At 61.0% G+C, this 18872-nt stretch carries 16 protein-coding genes; 6 read left to right on the top strand and 10 right to left on the bottom strand.

Going from position 1 to position 18872, the window contains the following annotated elements:
• Nucleotides 1-25 precede the first annotated feature (25 nt).
• On the top strand, nucleotides 26-955 hold the full coding sequence (gene catA, locus JQ848_RS14140) for a catechol 1,2-dioxygenase (RefSeq protein ID WP_202210863.1): 930 nt from the start codon (nucleotides 26-28) through the stop codon (nucleotides 953-955).
• A 62-nt stretch (nucleotides 956-1017) separates the two neighbouring features.
• Here catA and JQ848_RS22835 read toward each other — a convergent pair whose 3' ends face one another.
• Nucleotides 1018-1152 (bottom strand): hypothetical protein, encoded by a 135-nt coding sequence (locus JQ848_RS22835; RefSeq protein ID WP_268968737.1) that lies wholly within the window; start codon nucleotides 1150-1152, stop codon nucleotides 1018-1020.
• A 196-nt stretch (nucleotides 1153-1348) separates the two neighbouring features.
• On the opposite strand from JQ848_RS22835, the gene JQ848_RS14135 reads away from it, so the two are divergent.
• Nucleotides 1349-2134, top strand: a complete 786-nt coding sequence (locus JQ848_RS14135) for an enoyl-CoA hydratase (RefSeq protein WP_010656331.1) — start codon at nucleotides 1349-1351, stop codon at nucleotides 2132-2134.
• A gap of 153 nt (nucleotides 2135-2287) precedes the next feature.
• Here the strand turns inward: JQ848_RS14135 and JQ848_RS14130 are convergent, their stop codons facing one another.
• Nucleotides 2288-2641: a hypothetical protein gene (locus JQ848_RS14130; protein WP_232286852.1), complete on the bottom strand. Its 354-nt coding sequence runs from the start codon at nucleotides 2639-2641 to the stop codon at nucleotides 2288-2290.
• Nucleotides 2642-2811: 170 nt separating this feature from the next.
• On the opposite strand from JQ848_RS14130, the gene JQ848_RS14125 reads away from it, so the two are divergent.
• Together JQ848_RS14125 and JQ848_RS14120 are read left to right on the top strand one after the other, a co-directional pair.
• A complete protein-coding gene (locus JQ848_RS14125; RefSeq protein ID WP_202210862.1) occupies nucleotides 2812-3501 on the top strand; it encodes an HAD-IA family hydrolase in 690 nt (229 codons plus the stop codon).
• A gap of 15 nt (nucleotides 3502-3516) precedes the next feature.
• Nucleotides 3517-4344: an aminoglycoside phosphotransferase family protein gene (locus tag JQ848_RS14120; RefSeq protein WP_202210861.1), complete on the top strand. Its 828-nt coding sequence runs from the start codon at nucleotides 3517-3519 to the stop codon at nucleotides 4342-4344.
• A 43-nt stretch (nucleotides 4345-4387) separates the two neighbouring features.
• Here JQ848_RS14120 and JQ848_RS14115 read toward each other — a convergent pair whose 3' ends face one another.
• From JQ848_RS14115 to JQ848_RS14085, 7 genes are all read right to left on the bottom strand, one after another.
• Nucleotides 4388-5860, bottom strand: a complete 1473-nt coding sequence (locus JQ848_RS14115; RefSeq protein ID WP_161718994.1) for an aldehyde dehydrogenase family protein — start codon at nucleotides 5858-5860, stop codon at nucleotides 4388-4390.
• Complete coding sequence (locus JQ848_RS14110) at nucleotides 5853-6680, bottom strand: ABC transporter permease (protein WP_003442357.1); 828 nt, start codon at nucleotides 6678-6680, stop codon at nucleotides 5853-5855. Before JQ848_RS14110 ends, JQ848_RS14115 begins: the two co-directional genes overlap by 8 nt.
• Nucleotide 6681: 1 nt before the next feature.
• Complete coding sequence (locus JQ848_RS14105) at nucleotides 6682-7599, bottom strand: ABC transporter permease (RefSeq protein WP_003442359.1); 918 nt, start codon at nucleotides 7597-7599, stop codon at nucleotides 6682-6684.
• A gap of 30 nt (nucleotides 7600-7629) precedes the next feature.
• Nucleotides 7630-8772 (bottom strand): ABC transporter substrate-binding protein, encoded by a 1143-nt coding sequence (locus tag JQ848_RS14100; protein WP_161718996.1) that lies wholly within the window; start codon nucleotides 8770-8772, stop codon nucleotides 7630-7632.
• A 39-nt stretch (nucleotides 8773-8811) separates the two neighbouring features.
• A complete protein-coding gene (locus JQ848_RS14095) occupies nucleotides 8812-9927 on the bottom strand; it encodes an ABC transporter ATP-binding protein (protein ID WP_003442368.1) in 1116 nt (371 codons plus the stop codon).
• Nucleotides 9928-10031: 104 nt separating this feature from the next.
• Complete coding sequence (locus JQ848_RS14090; RefSeq protein WP_010656326.1) at nucleotides 10032-10841, bottom strand: helix-turn-helix transcriptional regulator; 810 nt, start codon at nucleotides 10839-10841, stop codon at nucleotides 10032-10034.
• Nucleotides 10842-11230: 389 nt separating this feature from the next.
• Nucleotides 11231-16303, bottom strand: coding sequence for an RHS repeat domain-containing protein (locus JQ848_RS14085; protein ID WP_202210860.1), 5073 nt, complete (start codon nucleotides 16301-16303; stop codon nucleotides 11231-11233).
• Nucleotides 16304-16572: 269 nt separating this feature from the next.
• Between JQ848_RS14085 and JQ848_RS14080 the strand changes: the two genes are divergently transcribed.
• Both JQ848_RS14080 and JQ848_RS14075 read left to right on the top strand, forming a co-directional pair.
• Nucleotides 16573-16953: a RidA family protein gene (locus JQ848_RS14080; protein WP_003442374.1), complete on the top strand. Its 381-nt coding sequence runs from the start codon at nucleotides 16573-16575 to the stop codon at nucleotides 16951-16953.
• 34 nt (nucleotides 16954-16987) lie between these two features.
• Complete coding sequence (locus tag JQ848_RS14075; RefSeq protein ID WP_003442375.1) at nucleotides 16988-17449, top strand: Lrp/AsnC family transcriptional regulator; 462 nt, start codon at nucleotides 16988-16990, stop codon at nucleotides 17447-17449.
• A 54-nt stretch (nucleotides 17450-17503) separates the two neighbouring features.
• On the opposite strand, the gene metC is transcribed toward JQ848_RS14075, so the two are convergent.
• The gene (gene metC / locus JQ848_RS14070; protein WP_235972478.1) at nucleotides 17504-18673 is read right to left on the bottom strand and encodes a cystathionine beta-lyase; all 1170 of its coding nucleotides are present in this window, start codon (nucleotides 18671-18673) and stop codon (nucleotides 17504-17506) included.
• Between the last annotated feature and the right edge of the window lie 199 nt (nucleotides 18674-18872).

Raw genomic sequence — 18872 nt, 5'->3', positions numbered from 1 at the left:
AATAATTACAAGATGAGGAACCACCATGAACGCCAAGATTTCCCATACTGCCAGCGCCCGTAAATTTCTCGACGAGGCCAGCGGTCTGCACAACGATGGGGGCGAGCCGCGGGTCAAAGCCCTGATCAGCCGCATCCTGCGTGACTCAGTGAACATCATCGAAGACCTCGCCGTGACCCCGGAAGAGTTCTGGAAAGCCGTGAACTACCTGAACGTCCTGGGCTCGCGTCAGGAAGCCGGGCTGTTGGTGGCAGGCCTGGGGCTGGAGCATTACCTGGACCTGTTGATGGACGCCGAAGACGAGCAGGCCGGCAAGTCCGGCGGCACCCCGCGCACCATCGAAGGCCCGCTGTATGTAGCGGGCGCGCCACTGTCCAACTTCGAGGCGCGACTGGATGACGGCGTCGACCCGGGTGTTCAGCTGTTCATGCAGGGCCAGGTGAAAAACACCGCTGGCGAGCCCCTTGCCGGTGCGGTGGTCGATGTGTGGCATGCCAACACGGGCGGCACCTATTCCTATTTCGATGCCAGTCAGTCGGAGTTCAACCTGCGTCGGCGAATCGTCACCGATGCCGAAGGCCGCTACCGTTTTCGCAGCATCGTGCCGTCAGGCTATGGCTGCCCGCCGGACGGTCCGACCCAGCAACTGCTCGATCAACTGGGCCGTCACGGGCAGCGCCCGGCGCATATCCACTTCTTTATTTCTGCTGCGGATCATCGTCACCTCACGACCCAGATCAACCTCGATGGCGACCAGTACCTGCATGACGACTTTGCCTACGCCACACGCGATGAGCTGATCGCCAAAATCAGCTTCAGCGATGACCAGCAGCGCGCAGCCGAACATGGAGTGAGCGGCAAGTTTGCCGAAATCGAATTCGATTTCACCCTGCAGTCCTCTGCTCAGCCCCAGGAGCAGCAGCGTCAGGAGCGGGTTCGCGCGCTAGAGGACTGATCACCTCACAAGTCCCTGACTCTGTTCAGCATCTCGCAGAACCCTGAACCCTGTTCTGCCCTTTACCAGCTCAGGCAAACCCCTGCGTTACCACCGACACCCTCCAGGGTGTTGGTGTTGTAATCCGCTGCCAGGTACAGGCCCATCGTCGAAGACAATCGCGCCACCACCCCGACGCTGGCAAGCCAGGCTCCCACAGGCGATTTTCGGCACTGCGCAAAGGCTGCCACAGAAAACATGCACCCATGGCCATGCCTGTTGGCCAGGGCACACACACTCGCCTGGCCGGCGGCCCACCTGTTGGTTTACAGCGGTTTGAGAGCTTACTTATGATGAGCGACTTTTTTGGTATCCAGTTTCGTATAACGCAACAGCATCGAGAGGAAAACAATAATGAACTCCCGACAAGAACCGGTCGTGACCCTGGAAGTCCGCAATGATGGCGTGGCAGTGGTGCAGATCTCCCGTCCTGAAGCGAAGAACGCTCTCAACAGTGCTGTGCGCGAGCAATTGGCCGTGCATTTTCGTGCGCTGGCCAGCGATGTGCGGGTGCGCGCCATCGTCCTGACCGGTGGTGAGCAGTGCTTTGTTGCCGGGGCCGACATCCGCGAGTTCGCCCACGCCAGCGCCATCGAGATCTACCTCAGGCACACCGAATACCTTTGGGAGGCCATCAGTCGTTGTCCGAAGCCGATCATCGCTGCCGTCAACGGTTTTGCCCTGGGCGGTGGTTGTGAACTGGCGATGCATTGCGACATCATCGTGGCCGGTGAGTCGGCGCGCTTCGGTCAGCCAGAGGTCAAGCTGGGCCTGATGCCGGGTGCCGGTGGTACCCAGCGCCTGATCCGTGCGGTCGGCAAGGTACAGGCCATGCGCATCGCGCTCACGGGCTGCCTGGTGCCTGCGCCGCAAGCGCTTGCCATAGGCATGGTCAGCGAGGTGGTGAGCGACGCTCAAACAGTGCCCCGGGCCCTTGAACTGGCCGCAGAAATCGCCGCATTGCCGCCACTGGCGGTGGCGCAGATCAAGGAAGTGATGCTGGCGGGCGCTGATATGTCGCTGGACAGCGCATTGATCCTGGAGCGCAAGGCGTTCCAGCTGTTGTTTGATTCAAAGGATCAAAAAGAGGGCGCCCACGCCTTTCTGGAAAAGCGTAAAGCCAACTTTATCGGCGAGTGAGGGACGCCTTCCACACCAACAGAAATGCGTACCAGGCCGTCTCGCACTCTGGTCTGCTGCAGAACAGTACAGCCTGGCATGACTAAATGAGGGTTTGAGCCGTGTTGCCCGGCAGGCAGTCGCAATCAACTGCCCTTTGCAGTGCTGCTGTTATCAGCTACTGCCCATGCTTTTGGATAATGTCTGTTCCGCTGCCACGAATGCCGGCGTCTTGCCGGCATCGGCATAGACCTCTTCACCGTCTTCAACCCGGATCACTTCCGAGCCCTGTACATAGGGCATGGATTTCTCTGCTTCCATGACTGCTGAGTGCAGTAGCCCCTCAGTGATGGTCGCTTCATCCAGGCCATAGGCCTGGGCCAGCGCCTTGATTTTGATCAGGTCATGTTTATCCAGGGTCAGGGTGTATTCCACCCGTTCGCCGGTCTGTCTGGCTTTTGCTTCCCAGTTGTTGAGCAAGTGCTTGAAGGTGTCCATGAAATGCGCCCCGGTTGACTGTAGATGCATGCACTATCTGACTGTAGCCGGGGAATTAGGTTCGGTGGAGCAGCCAGTCCTTGTGGGAGCTGGCTTGCCAGCGATGGAAGCCGCTACTTATTTCTGTTGCCGCTGGCATTCAGGCAAGCCGGACCGTTATTGTGCTGAATCCTTTTAGTCCCTTGCATGGATCTGTTGTGATGAACGCACCGCGTACTACTGTGGGCCCGATCAAGGCCGTAATTTTTGATATGGACGGTTTGTTGCTGGATACAGAGGGTATCTACAGCGAAGTGACACAGATTATCGCCGCGCGCTACGGGCGCACCTATGGCTGGGAGATCAAGCAGCAAATCATCGGTCGCGGTGCCCGGGACCTGGCGGCCATTCTGGTCAAGGCCCTGGAGTTGCCGCTCACGGTGGACGAGTTTCTGCTCGTGCGCGAACCGCTGTTGAGCGAGCGTTTCCCCAAGGCCCTGGGCATGCCGGGGGCCGAAGCGCTGGTGCGGCACTTGCAGGCGCATAACATCCCGATTGCCGTGGGCACCAGTTCGTCGCGCCATTCCCTTGCGCACAAGACGACCTTGCACCGCGAATGGTTTGACTTGTTCGACACCATTGTTACCGCTGACGACCCTGAAGTCGGCGCCGCCAAACCTGCGCCCGACATCTTTCTGACGGCTGCCCGGCGTCTGGGCGTGGCACCCGAGGATTGCCTGGTGTTCGAGGATTCGCCCTTTGGCGTGACCGCCGCCAAGGCCGCCAACATGGCCGCTATTGCGGTGCCCGACGAAGCCATGGCCGACAGCAAATACCAGCACGCCGACCAGATTTTGCGCAAGCTGGCGGATGTTGATCTGGCCGCCTATGGTTTGCCGCCATTGCGCTGAGAATCAGGAGCCCGGGTGAATAATCCAGAATTGAATCACGACCTGTTCACGCCCTGGCTGGAGCAATGGCAACTGACCATCGAGGGTGAGGCCTTTGCTTCGCGCAATGGTTGTTTGTTACCTGTCAGCCAGGGCGGGCAGCCGGCCATGCTTAAAGTCTCGCAAGAGCCCGAAGAGCAGGCCGGTGCTCAGCTGATGGCCTGGTGGGCGGGGGAGGGAGCGGCACCGGTGCTGGCCCATGACCATGAGGCGTTGCTGTTGCAGCGTGCCCAGGGCCGCGCCACGCTTGTGGGAATGGTCGCAGACGGCGCCGATGATCAGGCCACGCACATTCTGTGCAGGGTTATCGGCCGTTTGCATAAACCGTCGCCAAAGCCGCTTCCGGCTCTGGTCCCGCTGCAACAGCGTTTCGAGTCGCTATGGGGCGCAGCGGCGGCCCACGGCGGCATTCTGCAGCTTTGCGCCGCCAGTGCCCGTGAACTGCTGGCCAGTCCCCGGGACGTCGGGGTGCTGCACGGCGATGTCCACCATGGCAACGTGCTCGATTTCGGCGCGGCCGGCTGGCTGGCCATCGACCCCAAGGGGCTCTACGGAGAACGCGGATTCGATTACGCCAACATTTTCTGCAACCCCGATCACCACAGTGCGCTGGCCCCAGGCTGCTTTGCCCGGCGTCTGGAAATCGTGGCAGCCGCCAGCGGTATTGATCGCTGCAGATTGTTGCGCTGGGTCCTTGCCTGGGCAGGGCTGTCCGCGAGCTGGATGCTTGAAGACCATGAAGATCCGGGTGGCGTGATGCAAGTGGCGAAACTGGCGGGATCGGCATTGGGCCTGATCGAGTGAGCCGTGGGCACCCTGCCTGTAACAGGCAGGGCGCCCATGGCGGTTATTTCAGATACCAGCCCCACGGCCGGTCATCGATGTACTCGGTCACCTGCTTGGTTTCCAGATAATTGTTCAGCCCCCACTGGCCGAGTTCGCGGCCAATGCCGCTGTGTTTCATGCCGCCCCACGGCGCTTCGACAAAGGTCGGTTGCGAGCAGTTGACCCAGACTATGCCCGCCCGCAACTGGTTGGCCACCCGGCTGGTGCGGTGCAGGTCGGCACTCATCACGGCAGCGGCGAGGCCGAAGCGGCTGGCATTGGCCATTTGCACGGCTTGCTCTTCGGTCTTGAAGCGCTTGATACATAACACCGGCCCGAACACTTCTTCACGCCACAGAATACTGTTATGCCCCGGTTCGTCGAAGATTGCCGGCTGGATGAAATAGCCCTCTTGCAGATGCCCGGGGCGCTGACCGCCAGTGAGCAGACGAGCGCCGCTGGCGAGCCCCTGATCGATGTAGCCCAAGACCTTGTCGTATTGGCCCTGACTCACCAGGGGGCCGAGCAACACCCCGGGTTGCAGACCGGGGCCGATGGTGATTTTTCGGGTTTCCTCCACCAGCCGCTCGATTAACCGCGCAGCGATGCTTTCCTGCACCAGCAGACGTGAGGTGGCGCTGCACACCTGACCCTGATTCCAGAAAATGCCGAACAGAATCCATTCCACGGCGGCATCGATATCGGCATCGTCGAACACAATAAAGGCCGATTTACCGCCGAGCTCGAGGCTGATGTTCTTGATGCTGCGGGCCGCCGCCGTCATGATTTTCGAGCCGGTGGGCACGCTGCCGGTGAAGGCCAGTTTGTCCACTGCCGGGTGCTCGGTGAGGGGGCTGCCGGCGTCAGTGCCAAGCCCGGTCACGATGTTCAGGACCCCGGCCGGCAGGCCGATACGGTCTGCGGCAGCGGCCAGTTCAAGGGCCGTGAGCGGAGTCAGTTCCGAGGGCTTGAGCACCAGGGTGGCGCCGGCGGCCAATGCCGGGGCCACCTTCCATGCCGCCATCAGCAACGGGTAGTTCCACGGGATGATTTGCCCGGCCACGCCAATCGGTTCATGGCGGATCCGGCAGCGAAAACGCGGGTCGGGCAATGGCAGCGGTTGATCCTGTTGCTGATCCAGTTCCCGGGCCAGCCCCGCGTAATAGCGAAAGCAGCCAATCGCATCGCCAACATCCCACTGGGCTTCGGGCAGCGGCTTGCCGTTATCGCGCACTTCCAGCTCGGCAAGTCCCTGCTGGTGGTGCTGCAGTTCATCGGCCAGGGCGTCGAGCCATTGCCCGCGCTCGGCGCCGCTGGTTTTGCCCCAGTCACTGTCGAACGCGCGGCGGGCTGCGCGCACGGCATGATCAATGTCTTCTTCAGTGCCGGCCGCGACCCGGTGAAAAACCTGGCCGGTGGCCGGATCGATGACGTCGAGCAAGCCCCCCAGGTCCGCACCCACCCATTCGCCGTTGATATAAAGCTGATCACGCATGCTGAGACTCCTGGCTGTTGGTACGGCGGCTTTGCAGATGACGGGAAGTGAACAGCAGCAACAGTGACAGGCAAATAATGACGGTCGAGACAGCGTTGATCTCCGGCGTCACGCCGCGGCGAATGGAGGAAAAGATGTAAATCGGCAAGGTGGTTTCGGAGCCGGCGACAAAGAAGGCGATGATGAAATCGTCAAAGCTGAAGGTGAATGCCAGCAGGAACCCGGCCATGATCGCCGGGCTGATCTGCGGCAGCGTGACCCGCCAGAACGTCTGCATCGGCGGCGCATACAGGTCGGCCGAGGCCTCCAGCAAGGCTTTGTCCAGGGAGTCGACGCGACTGCGCACAATCACCATGACCAGCGCCATGGTGAACAATGAGTGCGCCGCAATGACCGTGGCAAAGCCCATGTTCAGGCGCGGCGCGGCAGGTATCCAGCTGGCCAGCAACGGGTTGATGAAATCGAACAGGCTGATGAAGGCAATCAGGGTCGAGATGCCGATGACGATCCCGGGAACGATGATCGCGCAATAGGTCAGGGCATCGAACATCAGCCGCACCCTGGGCCCGGCCCGTTGCAGGCCGAATACCGCCAGGGTACCGAACAGGGTGGCTATTACCGCGCTGGTCAAGGCAATGAATGCGCTATGGGCCAGCGCCTCCATGATGAACGGGTTGCCGAAGGCGCGACCGAACCATTGCACCGAGCAGCATTCGAATGCCAGGCCGCTGCGCCCGGCGTTAAAGCTGAACAGTACGATCAGGGCAATCGGCGCGTAGAGAAACAGATACAACGATGTCGAATAGCTGCGCAGCCACATGTCACACCCCCGAGTCGACAGGACGGCCGCCATAGCGCGCCACCAGTTTCAGATACACACCGATGATCACCAGCATCATCGCCACCAGGGTCATTGCCAGCGCACTGCCAAATGGCCAGTTACGCGATTGCAGGAACAGGTCGACCAGCGCGTTGCCGAGAAAGAACACTTTGCCGCCGCCGAGAATGGCCGGGATCAGGAACTCGCCCATCAGCAGGATAAACACCAGCATCACCCCGGTAATCACCCCCGGTGCGCTCAGTGGCAGGGTGATGCGCCGAAAGCTTTCAAAGGCACTGGCACCCAGGTCGGCGGAGGCTTCCAGCAGGCGCTTGTCGAGTTTTTCCAGGCTGACATAGATCGGAAACACCATGAGCGGCAAGTAGCCGTAAACGATGCCGATCAGCACTGCCCACGGGGTGTTGATCAGGCGTACGTCTTCCAGGCCGAAACTGGCCAGCAGCGCCGGAATGCCTTTGCCGCTGAGGAGGAAGATCCAGGCATAGGTGCGGATCAGGAAACTGGTCCAGAACGGCACTATCACCAGGGTCAGCAGCAGCGAACGGTTCTTGCTCACCTTTAGCGCCAGAAAGTACGCCAGCGGGTAGGCCGCCACCAGGCACACCAGAGTGCCCAGTGGCGCCAGGATCAAGGTGTTGCTGAACGCGGCGGCCCGCGAACCGAGGTTCAGGTAGTTGTCCAGGGTGAAGCCGGCGGCATAGCCGCCCACGGCACTGCGTTCGCCGAAGCTGTAGACCAGAATGATCAGCAGCGGCATCAGCAGCAACAGCAGGAACCACAGGGTCGATGGCAACAGCATGAGCAGCGTCATCCGCCGGCCGAGGCTGCGCCGCTGGCGTGCCCCGACTGACAGGGCTGTGCCCGGCTGTACCGATTGCGGGTGGGCGGCGGCGTTCATGGGGGGCTCCTCAATGGCCATGGCAAAGCATCAGGCGGACTTGAAACGGGCCATCAGTTCAGCCCGTGCCGGACTGGTGAGTGTGGCGGCGGCACCGAACTCCAGCGGGCTCAGGGCTTCGGCGGCCGGGTACATGATCGGGTCTTCAAGCAAGGCGACCGGCAGCAGGGCGTCGACCCGCTTGTCACCACTGGGGTAGCCGTGGCTCAAGACTTCGAGCTTGTTGTGCTGAGGGTCGAGCAGGTAGTTGATAAAGGCGTAGGCAGCGTCCTTGTGCTCGGAGCTTTTGGGGATCGCGAAGAAGTCGCTCCACAGTTCGCCTCCTTCCTTGCCCAGCTCGTATTGCATCTGCGGCAGATCGCGGTGCAGCTGCGAGGCGTCACCGGTCCAGGACATCGCCAGCCAGGCATCGCCGCTGCGCATCGATGGCTGGATATCGGAGTTGATGGCAAACAGGTGCGGCTTGACTTCGATCAGCAGTTTCTCGGCATCTGCCAGCTCTTTCGGGTCCAGAGAGTTGAAGCTGTAGCCGAAGCTTTTGAGGGCGTTGCCAATGGCGGTCAGTTGGTAGTCGTGGACCATGGTGCGGCCGCTGGCGGGACCCTGGGCGGCGGCCCAGAACGCTTTCCAGCTGGCGGGGCCGTCCTTGAGTTTTTCACTGTCGTAGAGCATCCCGGTGGTGCCCCAGTTTTTCGGCACCGCGTAAATCTTGCCGTCCACCGTGCCCTGGGCCATGAACTTTTGCTGGAAGGCCGAGGCATCGAAATTGGGCAGGCGCGCCAGGTCCAGAGGTTCGATCAGGCCCAGGCCGACGTAGGTGCTGATGGTGTAGTTGGTGGGCACCAGTACGTCCCAGCCACTGCCGCCGGCTTGCAGCTTGGCGAGCATTTCTTCGTTGGAACCGAACACGCTCATGGACACCCGTGCGCCGCTGGTTTTGCCGAAGTCGTCAAGATTTTCCTGGCTGTGATAATTCGGCCAGGTGGCCAGTGCCAGGCGATCGCTCGACAGTTTTTGCTCGCCCGCCTGGGCGCTGGACATCAGCAGGCCGGGCATGTTGCTGGCGACCACGGCTGCGGCAACCCCCAGGCCGGTGCGTCCCAGGAAGTCGCGACGGCTGATCGAGCCGTTCTGCCAGCTGCGCAGGTTTTTGATAAATGTCTTCTGGTCCATAACGCGCTCCACATTCGGTTGTTGAAACGAATCGTTGATTTACAACGCCATGGCCAGGCCGTTGGCGTGATCCCAGCCGACACTCACGGCTGCGCCGTGTTCGAAGGCATTGGCCGGGTGATCCTGCTGGCGTGGGACACGCACGCAAATCACCCCGAAGGCCTGGGTGCGCACGCGATATTCGGTGCAGTTGCCCAGATAGATGCGGTCTTCCACGCGGCCTGGCAGCTTCACTTCGCGAAGCATGTCGGCGTTGGCGCCGGCAATGCTGATCAGCTCCGGGCGCACGGCGATGCATCCCGGGGCATCGGCGCTCAAGGTTTTGCCGGTGGGGGTCAGCGGGCTTTCAAGCTCCAGCCCCTGCTCGGTGCGCAGCACCACCGAGTTGCCCTGCAGCTGGCGCACCGTGCCGTTGAACAGGTTGGACTCGCCAATGAAATCGGCCACGTAGCGGCTGGCCGGGGCTTCGTAGAGTTGCTCCGGGGTGGCGGTCTGAATGATCGAGCCGTTGTGCATCACGCTGATGCTGTCACTCATCGACAAGGCTTCTTCCTGGTCATGGGTGACCAGTACGAAGGTGATGCCGACCTCCCGTTGCAGGCGCAGCAACTCGGACTGCATCTCCTTGCGCAACTTGCGATCCAGGGCTGCCAGCGGCTCATCCAGCAGCAATACCGTGGGTTTGTTGACCAGCGCCCGGGCCAGGGCCACGCGCTGTTGCTGGCCGCCGGACAGCTCGCTGGGCTTGCGCTGGCCGAAGCCGCTCAGGCGCACCATTTCCAGGGCCTCGTCGGCCATGCGCAGCTGGGTTTTTTTGTCCGGCCGCGGGTTGCGGTAGCGCAGGCCGTAGGCGATGTTTTGCGCCACGGTCAAATGCGGGAACAGTGCGTAATGCTGAAACACCATATTCACCGGTCGTTCGAATGCAGGCACGCCGGCCACGTTTTTGCCCGCCAGCAACACTTCGCCGCTGCTGGGTTGTTCGAAGCCGGCGATCATGCGCAGGGTGGTGGTTTTGCCGCAGCCGGAGCCGCCGAGGAAAGAATGAAATGAGCCACGGCGCACGGCGAAGTTCAGCCCGTTAACGGCTGATACCTCGCCGTAGCGTTTGACCACATTGCAGAATTCGATGTCGCTTGGCGGGTTGTCGTTCACGGTCCGGCTCCCTTGCAGTGATGAATCAGCGCGTCGGGGGCCAAACTAGCAATCGGGGTTTTGCGCTGTATATATCCCTTGGGGGATAGAGTCGTTATCAGGTGTCAGGGCTCGACAACCAGCTCCTGGCCGGTGAGGTCGCGGATAAACAGCCCGAGCAATTCCGACTGGCTGCCTATGCCCAGTTTGGCGTAGATGTTCTTGCGGTGAATCTTCACCGTGCCGGGGCTGATGCCCAGTTGCTCGGCCACCGAGGCGCTGGAATGGCCGCGCAGCAGCAGTTGCACGATTTCCTGCTCGCGCACGGTGAGGATGTGGGCGCCAAAGTGATCGAAGACCTCGCGGATCTTGAAGTCCAGATCCTGGGCCGGGCGCGGCTGCTCGGTCTGGCGCAAGCGCCAGGCTTCATTGATCACCTGCTCGACCACCGCTTGTGCGCACTCGATCAACTGCATTTCATCGCGACTGAAGGCGCAACTGGCGGTGCTGCGCATCAGTGACAGCACGGCCATGGCGCCTGCGCCCAGGTCGACGAAAAAGGCCACTTCCTCGGCCAGTCCGGTTTGCTGGTAGTAGGTCAGGTAGTACTCGCCGAGATAGAAATGGTCGGGTGCAAACTGGCGCAGGCGCCATAGCCCCGGTGGTTGCGCGCGGGTGCAGGCCAGGTAGAAAGGGTCCAGCAAGTAAGGCCCGCACTGATAGTCATCGACATACACCGCACGCTTGTCCGCCGAGAAGGTATCGAACAGGGCCAGCGGCCGGTGATTGCCTTCGTAGACGAACAAAACAAAGTGATCGATCGGGCAGACCTGCCTTAGCCAGTGGCTCAAGCCCGCCAGTCGCCCGTGCCCGGCAGGCAAGGCCAGCAGATGGGCGACACCGGTGGTCCAGAGTTTCAGTTCCTTGGGGCGCATGGCGGATTCAGGCAAGAAGGGTCGAATTTGAATGCACGAATTACGCCACGGGGAGCCGGACCTTGCCGGGCAGGGGGGCGGGAGGAATGGGCCAGGCATGGGCGCACAGTAAAAGGGCAGGGGTGTTACTGAGCGCTACACAATAGCCCGCAGGCGCTGTCGGATGATCAGCGCCAGGAGGAGGCCGACCGGTTACTGGCAGGGGTTATTGAAGTGCTGCTTCGAACAAGACTTCAGGTGAGTGGCTAAACGCCGGAACCAGGTTTGATCCTGGCCCCGGCGGTTTAATTAGCAGCCCATCAGCGGTGCCATAAACGTTTCGCAATGGCAGTCGAGATAGAGCCGAAACAGACCTGAGTCACTCTGCTGGAGTTAACTCAGGTACAGCACTACAGAATCCGGCACCTCTGGGTTCTCTGCCTTATCGTGGCCTCCTGGGGAGGCGAGGCAGGCCGCTGCGCCGTGCGAGAATGAAGCCATTGATAATCAGCTTCGGCCAATTCCTGCAGTGGGCTCATCAGCCTTGGTCGACCATGTCGGGCTATATGGTCCGTATAGCGGTCTAATTCCCTTCTGCTGACGATCCTCAAGGCACTTGGGTTGCTGATTCCGGCTTCCCCCAGCTGCCAGGGGTAATAGTGGGGATGAGTGCCGGATACGATTTGTCTGACTTCTCTGATGTAGGCCGGGTTGTGATCTAGAAACCCTCCGTTAGCCAGATAGAGGTTCCCGTCAGAGATTACGCTCACGGGAGCTGCAGACGGAAGTTCCAGGGGCCTGCTATAAACGGCGCGCCTGTTAGCCGAATTGGTTTGCCCTAAACTTTGCAAATCACTACGGGACAAGTGCGGCAAAAAGCTATTCCGGATCGGTGTTTGTTCCAGCAAATAGGACAGATCCATGTCGCGCATGGGTGTCACTCGCTGGGTTCCCCCGGGTAATGCACGGCGGCCTCTCGTAGCCCCCCCTGCATGTTGCAGTTTGTGCTGCCAGCTGCCTACGAACTTGCCTGCACTCTTCACTCCCTTGGCCGCAGCCCCGGCCATAGACGGGGCCGCCGAGGCCAGCCCGGTTGCCATGCCCACCCAGCCCAGAATCCGCCCGGCGTTTTCATTGCCGGTGGCCAGCAAGGCTATCGAGGCCACATCCGCTGCCAGCGACACCACGCTCAAGGTCGCGGTGGTGACTGCCGTTACATAGCTGGCGGTCAGTGCCGCCGTGGGCGCCGCCAACGCACCCAGGGAAGCCACGGTGCCGACCAGTGCCAGCGCGAGACCGGCCGCCGGCAACAGCCAGTCCAGCCATGAATGGCCCGACGGGTCGATGCGGTTGACCGGGTCGCCGGCGCAATAGGCATAGCCATTGAGCCCGCCTTCGCCGAAGGGGCTGAGGCTGTCGCGGCTGTGGAAGCGCATCAGCACCGGGTTATAGATGCGGTAATCGCCCAGGAAGTACCAGCCGCTGTCCTGTTCGCGCAAGGCGCCGGCGTAGCCCAGTCGGCTGGTGCCGGGCTGGCTCTGGCCGTAGGCGCCGTAGACCGGGGTGTTCAGGCTGTCGTTGGCCTCAGTGGTTATCGAACCCTGGGCGTCGGTGCCCAGCAGCATCACTTCGCGCACTGCCGATGCAAGACGGCTTTCAGCCACCGGAACGTCACCGGCCCGCACCCAGCGGGTCTGGGTGTTTTCACCCACCTCGCAACTGAGCTGGCCGCCGGTGTGGTAACGCCAGCGCGGGCCATTAGTGTCCTCGGTCTTGATGATGTTGCCCGCCGGGCCGTAGTGCCAGCGGCGTTCGCCTGTAGGCAGGGTGACGCCAATGAGTCGGCCCAGGGCATCGTAGTGCAGCGGATTGCCCCGTTCATCTTTCAGTAAATTGCCGAGAGCGTCGTACTCCAGGGTTACCGGTGCCGGGTAATCGGCGCGGCTGTGACTGACGCTAAGCAGTTGGGTAAGGTCGGCAGGGTTGTAGCCGAATACGCTGACATTGTTGGCGCTGGCGTCGGCAAAGACCGTTTCCAGTCGATGAATATTGTCGAGGGCGTCGTACTGGAAGTGTTGCTCGCGGTAAGGGTGGCCGTGGGCATCCTGCGGTAAATCCTCACCGTGCAGACGGTGCGCAATCACCCTTCCGCGCAGGTCGTAGTCGAAGCTTTCACTACGCACCAGAACACCGTCACGGGTCAGTTCACGCTGCGCAAGCTTGCCGTCTTTACGCCATTGCTGGGTCTGGATTTCAAGGGACTGTCGGGTGGGCGTACGGGTAGCCGTTTCTCGGCGGGCCGGGCGGCCCAGGCTGTCGTAGCCCAGGGTTACGGTCATATCCCGCGAGCCATCGTTTGATTGGGTGCGCTGCTGGTGAATCCGCGAGGCCGCATCGTAGGAGAGGGTGACCGTGACGTCAGGGCCTTGCTGTTGAATCAAGCGACCCAATTCGTCGTACTGGCAGCGCTGTTCGGCACCGTCGGCATCGGTCAGGCGCGTCACTGTGCCCGCCGGTGTAGTGCTTTGCTGTTGCGAGCGCGGCTGGTCGCCGTGCCAGGCGTAGTCGGCTTTGCTCAGTTGGCCGGACGGAGACCAGTGATCTTTTTGCAGCCCCAGATTGCCCCGGGATTCCAGCAAACGGCCGCTTAGCGGATCGTATTTATTGAACACACTGATCCCGGGCGCTTGCAGCGACAGCAATGCGTCGCCCAGTTCCGGTTGGCGCTCACTCTGCACCCGGGTACCGTCGGGCAGGATTTGGGTATGGGCGTGGATTTCTCCTTCTGCATATTCCCATTTGGAGACACTCTGCCCGACCTTTTCCCACACCAGTCGGCCCAGGCCGTCATATTTGCGCTCGCCCAGCAGGACTTCATTACTGCCCAATGAAGGGTGGCTAATCGATACCGTAGCCGGCAATTCACTGTCATGGCCTTCGGCATAGGTGCGCTTGATGACACTGCCGTCGGGCAGGGTGGTGGATACCAGCCGGTCCCGCGCATCCCATTCTTGGCGGGTCTCCCGGCCCATGGCATCGAACTGGCTGACGCAACGGCCAAGGCCGTCATAGCTCCAGCGCAAGGTGTGTTGCAACTCCCCTTTGGCGCAAAATAATTGCTCGGTCAGCGGCTTGCCATCCAGGGTATGGGTGGTCACGGTTCTGGCCCCGGGCACGCCCTTGGCATCGGTCTGCCAGCTGCTGCCGGTCAGGGCCACCGGGTCGGCCAGAGTGTGCTGGGTGATACCGTCTGCGCTGGTTTCAGTCAACACATTGCCCCAGTCATCAAAGGTGCGTTCGGTGGTCAGGCTCAAGGCCGGAACGTCTTCGTTACCGGGATCGTAAGTCGTTTCACGGAACACCCGGCCCAGCACGTCATATTCGGCGGTCCAGGCGGTATAGGTCTCACCGCTGTCGGTTTGTTTTTCACGGCGGATTTCCCGGGCCATACCATCGAGCCAGACAGTTTCCTTACGCCCGGAAGCGCCGATTCGGGTCTGGCAGCGCTCGCTGGCCGACAACGAATAGGCCCAGTTGACCTCAGCCTCGAACGCCGAATCCGGGGCTGCGACTTCCTGAGTCACACGCCCCAGGGCATCGTGGGCAAAGGCCATGCGCAACTGCTCGTCGGTCTGCTCGGTGACCATTAGCCCCGAGTACAGATCTTGTGAGGATTGGGCAACAGTTGAGTGCCCATCGTGCCCGGTGACTGTCACATTTTCCTGCAACACGGCACGTTGAAGAGAGCGGGCGTCTGGCGCTTGGGTCAGGGTGTAGCTGTAGGTCCGGGTGGTGCTTTTGCCCTGTACCCTTTGGGTTTCGCTGAGCATACGGCCGTGATGGGGTGAGGCCGGAGCATTGATAAAGGTCTGGCTGGAACGGCCCAATTCAGTGGGTTTATCGCCTTCAACCAGCAGCAACCGCTCTTCGCTGCTCTGGATAAAAGTCGGCAATGCAAACCCCGGGGCATCCCCACGCACCGGTAGCGCCTGATAACGGTAGCGGGTCTGCTTGACCGGGCCTTCGGTACCGGGTGGCGGACTGACCGTACGACTTTTCAGACGGGCGATGCGGCCCAGTGGGTCGGCCGGGCAGTCGTCGCTCTCACCGGTTACCGGATAGTACTCGGACTCTTCAACGGCCCCCAATGCATTGCGGTGCCACACCGGGTTACCCAGCTCGTCGTAGCGGGTTTCTTCCTCGGTAACAAGTTCTCGCAGCACCCGTTGGCCATCCAGCTGCGCCTTGCGGGTAATGACTTTATGCGGGAACTGGAAATACGGCAGTTGCCGGGCAATGGGCAGCCAGGGCTCGTCGTAATAGGTGGTCTCGGTTTCCTGCAGGGTCTGGCCCTGCAAGGTGCGTTCGCGGGTCAGCAGGTGGAAACGGTTAAAGGTGCGGCTGATGGTTTGCAGGGGGGTGCCCCGGGCATCCATCAGGGTTTCGGTGGAGCCGTAGAGAAAATCGCCGCCCCCGGTCAGGTGATAGAGATTGTCTTCGCGGTTGCGCCACTGGCGCACTGCCGGCCAGCCAAAATAGTTGTTGCTGCCGTACAGGCCGTAGTCATAGCGAACCAGCTGCACCGGCTGGCCGTCCCCCGGGTCCTTGCGGGTCTGACTGACCACCGGCATCCGTGGGAACGGCGCCCCCGGCGGCAACGCCAGACCGTTTGCCTCGCTATAGGTCACTTCCTCGGTGCTGCCGGTGGGCTGGGTACATTTGCTCAGCAGCAACAGGCCTGAATCACTGCGGGTGTATTCAAACTGCCAGCCATTATCGGGCAGGCCGTCTACCGTCACTCGGCGCAACTGCCCGGAGACCCGGTGAAAAGACATCACCACCTGTGAGGGGGTATCCGGTTGCAACGTCAGATGGGTCAGCACGCCCTCGTAGGTCAGTGCCAGCACCGTGCGGCCCTGGGCATCGCTGATTTTTTGCAGGTAGGCCGCGTTGCCAACCGAACGCCAGTCAAACCTCAGAGCGCTGCCATCGGCACCCACCAGGGTGCTGACCACCCACAGGCTTGGATGTCCGGGTAAGGGGATAAGGCGTTCACAGCTGCCGTCGTTATGCCGGATCCACATTTCCTGGCGCTGCACCGTGACCGTTACCACCGGCAAGCGCACATCGGGGAAACGCATGCTCTGGCCGACAATCTCACCGCGAAAGCGCTCGCCGGAATTGAGCTGCAGTTGTTGGCTGACACCGTCCCAGGAGGTGGTGCCGAGCATCCAGCCCAGACCAAAGCCCTGGTCGGCTGTCATCAGCGGGCTATGGCTCAGATGCAACTGGCCGATGGGCCCGCGTAAATCATTGGCGGCGCCGGTGGGCAGGCTGATCGAGGCCGAGAACGCACCGGTGCGCGGATCGACCCCGGCACTGATGCTGCTCATAAAGTTGTAGGCGCCGGAATACACATCGCCGCTGTTGAGCAGGCTGGCGGCGGACTGGATGTCGGGGGTGTGCTCAGATGAGTGATGCATGTTTGCTACTCCTTGGCTGGAACGAAATAGCAAAATAGGAGCGCTGGCTTGAGGCTGACAATGAGCAGCAGCTGTAGAGGATGTCATGACAAAAAGTCACCCCGGCAAGTGCGGATGAGCGCTTGTTTGACTGGCGCGATTGCCGCACAAGTCGCCACAGTGGCGGTCCGGGTTGCGGTTATTTAAGACTCGATCAACAACGTTCCGACGCTGAGGCTGTAAACTGTGGCGCTTCAAGCGTGACAGTTCCCCAACAAAAAGAGATTTACATGGCCAACCAAGACATCACCTTCACCCCTGATCCAGACACCCAATCGATCTCGTCCGACGTGGCCGGTTTTGCCGGCCTGCTGGTTTCCACCCAGATTCCCACCCGTGCCGATGGCAGCCTGGAACTGGGGGGTATCACCGAGCAGAGCGAATGCACGCTGCAAGCGCTCAAGGTCGCGCTGGAACGCGCAGGCAGCTCCATGGACCGGGTCTTGCATCTGACCATTTACCTCACGGACATGGCTGACCGCGCGGCATTCAACGAGGTGTACAAGCGTTTCTTTGCCAGACCATGGCCGGTTCGCGCCGCCGTGGGTGTAGCCGCATTGGCAGTCGAAGGCATGCGTGTGGAAGTGACCGCAATGGCAGCCAAGGGCTGAGCCGTTCCATTTTTCCAGCAAGGTAAAGACCTCCATGGACAAGCTTGACCGGGCCATCCTGCAAATTCTGCAAACCGATTGCACGCGGCCGGTGGCCGAAATTGCCGACCAGATTGGCTTGGGCAGCACGGCGTGCTGGCGGCGGATTCAGAAGCTGGAAGAGTCCGGAATCATCCGTGCCCGGGTCGCCTTGCTGGACGGCCACAAACTCAATGTAGGGGTGGTGGTGTTCGTGTCGATCAAAACCACGCAACACAATGCGCACTGGCTGGCGCAGTTTCACGCCGCGGTCTCGGCAGTGGATGAGGTGGTTGAGGTCTATCGGATGGCGGGTGACACGGATTACCTGTTGCGGGTGGCAGTGCCGGATGTCGCGGCCTATGACGGGGTTTACAAACAGTTGATTTGCATCCCGGGTCTGGCCGACATCAGCTCGAGTTTTTCCATGGAGCAAATCAAGTATTCCACGCGGCTGCCTCTGCGCTATGCGCCATAAGGTGTGTAGTCGCCACAGCGCAGACTTGTAGAAGCGAGCTTGCTCGCGATGGGTTCAGGCCACCGCAACCCTGCATTGTTTAAACGCTATATCCAGAGCCCGATGGAAGTCTTCGACCAGGTCGTCGATGTGTTCCAGCCCGGCATGTACCCGAATCAGATAACCTTCGTCGGGCTGGCGGGTGCAGCTGCGCACAGGCTGGCCGACCGGGACCACCAGGCTTTCGAAGCCGCCCCAGGACAGCCCGATCCCGAACAGTTGCAAATTATCGAACAGCCGCCCCAGCACGGCTGTGTCCCGGGTTTTGACCCGTATCGAGAACAGGCCGCTGGCGCCCAGAAAATCCCGCTTCCAGAGGTCATGCCCGGGGTCATTGGCCAGGGCCGGGTGCAGCACTTGGCTGATGGCCGGGTGCTCGCTCAGGCTTTGCGCCAGTGCCACGCCGCTACGCCAGTGTTGTTGCAGGCGGATCGGCAGGGTGCGCAAGCCACGCAGTGCCAGAAACAAGTCGTCCGGGCTGGCGGTCTGCCCGAAATCATGGGCCCCGGCTTTAAGGATCTCCCAGGCCTTCTGGTTGGCCGTGGCCGTGCCCAGCAGGGCGTCCGAGTGGCCGACGATGTATTTGGTGGCCGCCTGGATGGACACATCAACCCCATGTTCAAACGGCTTGAAGTACAGGGGGGATGCCCAGGTATTGTCCAGCAGCACAAAGGCGCCTGCCTCGTGGGCGGCAGCGCAGATTGCAGGCAGGTCGGCCACCTCGAACGTGAGCGAGCCCGGTGATTCGGCGAAGACTACCCGGGTGTTGGGGCGCATGAGGGCAGCAATACCGGCGCCAATCAGCGGTGAAAAATACTCGACTTCAACCCCCAGGCGGCTCAGTACATTGCTGGCAAACGTACGTGTGGGCCCGTAGATGTTGTCAGTCATCAGCACATGATCGCCGGCACTGACAAAAGCCAGCAGGGCGTGGGTGCAGGCTGCCAGGCCCGAAGGGAAAACCAGGCAGCCATGGCCGCCTTCAAGCTCGGCCATGGCCTGCTCGAACGAGCGGGTGGTGGGTGTGCCGAAGCGTCCATAGTTGGAGTAGGGATTGCCGTTTTTTTTGCTCGCCTCCCAGCTGGCGAAGCTGTCCGCCAGGACGGTCGAACCGCGAAAGACCGGGGTGTTGACCAGCCCGCCGAAGGCCTGCGGGGTTCTTCCGGCGTGTATGTAGCGAGTCATGGCGTCATGCATTACAGCGGTACCTTCCTGCAAAGTGTGAGGAAAATGGTACCGACTAATGGAGCGAAAAATATTGAATGTTTTTGCCTGTTATCAGATTTTTGGTAAAAGTTATTCTATAAATATGCCTATAAATAGAAAACAAATCTCATAATGAATGGTTGCGTAGGATTCTAGAGCGCGAGGTGCGGTATGGCCC

The organism is Pseudomonas paraversuta (genome assembly GCF_904067025.1).
In the GTDB taxonomy this organism is placed as follows: Bacteria; Pseudomonadota; Gammaproteobacteria; order Pseudomonadales; family Pseudomonadaceae; genus Aquipseudomonas; species Aquipseudomonas paraversuta.
The sequence above is the reverse complement of the archived record's forward strand: the minus strand, read 5'-3'. Positions and strand labels throughout refer to the sequence as shown.

Bases quoted from the DNA above. Each gene is read 5' to 3' on its own strand.
- JQ848_RS14075 (WP_003442375.1), top strand. From the start codon at position 16,988: ATGGACAAGCTTGACCGGGCCATCCTGCAAATTCTGCAAACCGATTGC.
- JQ848_RS14110 (WP_003442357.1), bottom strand. From the start codon at position 6,680: ATGTGGCTGCGCAGCTATTCGACATCGTTGTATCTGTTTCTCTACGCG.
- JQ848_RS14090 (WP_010656326.1), bottom strand. From the start codon at position 10,841: ATGCGCCCCAAGGAACTGAAACTCTGGACCACCGGTGTCGCCCATCTG.
- JQ848_RS14080 (WP_003442374.1), top strand. From the start codon at position 16,573: ATGGCCAACCAAGACATCACCTTCACCCCTGATCCAGACACCCAATCG.
- JQ848_RS14125 (WP_202210862.1), top strand. From the start codon at position 2,812: ATGAACGCACCGCGTACTACTGTGGGCCCGATCAAGGCCGTAATTTTT.
- JQ848_RS14085 (WP_202210860.1), bottom strand. From the start codon at position 16,303: ATGCATCACTCATCTGAGCACACCCCCGACATCCAGTCCGCCGCCAGC.
- JQ848_RS14135 (WP_010656331.1), top strand. From the start codon at position 1,349: ATGAACTCCCGACAAGAACCGGTCGTGACCCTGGAAGTCCGCAATGAT.
- JQ848_RS14100 (WP_161718996.1), bottom strand. From the start codon at position 8,772: ATGGACCAGAAGACATTTATCAAAAACCTGCGCAGCTGGCAGAACGGC.
- JQ848_RS14130 (WP_232286852.1), bottom strand. From the start codon at position 2,641: ATGCATCTACAGTCAACCGGGGCGCATTTCATGGACACCTTCAAGCAC.
- JQ848_RS14115 (WP_161718994.1), bottom strand. From the start codon at position 5,860: ATGCGTGATCAGCTTTATATCAACGGCGAATGGGTGGGTGCGGACCTG.
- catA (WP_202210863.1), top strand. From the start codon at position 26: ATGAACGCCAAGATTTCCCATACTGCCAGCGCCCGTAAATTTCTCGAC.
- JQ848_RS14105 (WP_003442359.1), bottom strand. From the start codon at position 7,599: ATGAACGCCGCCGCCCACCCGCAATCGGTACAGCCGGGCACAGCCCTG.
- metC (WP_235972478.1), bottom strand. From the start codon at position 18,673: ATGACTCGCTACATACACGCCGGAAGAACCCCGCAGGCCTTCGGCGGG.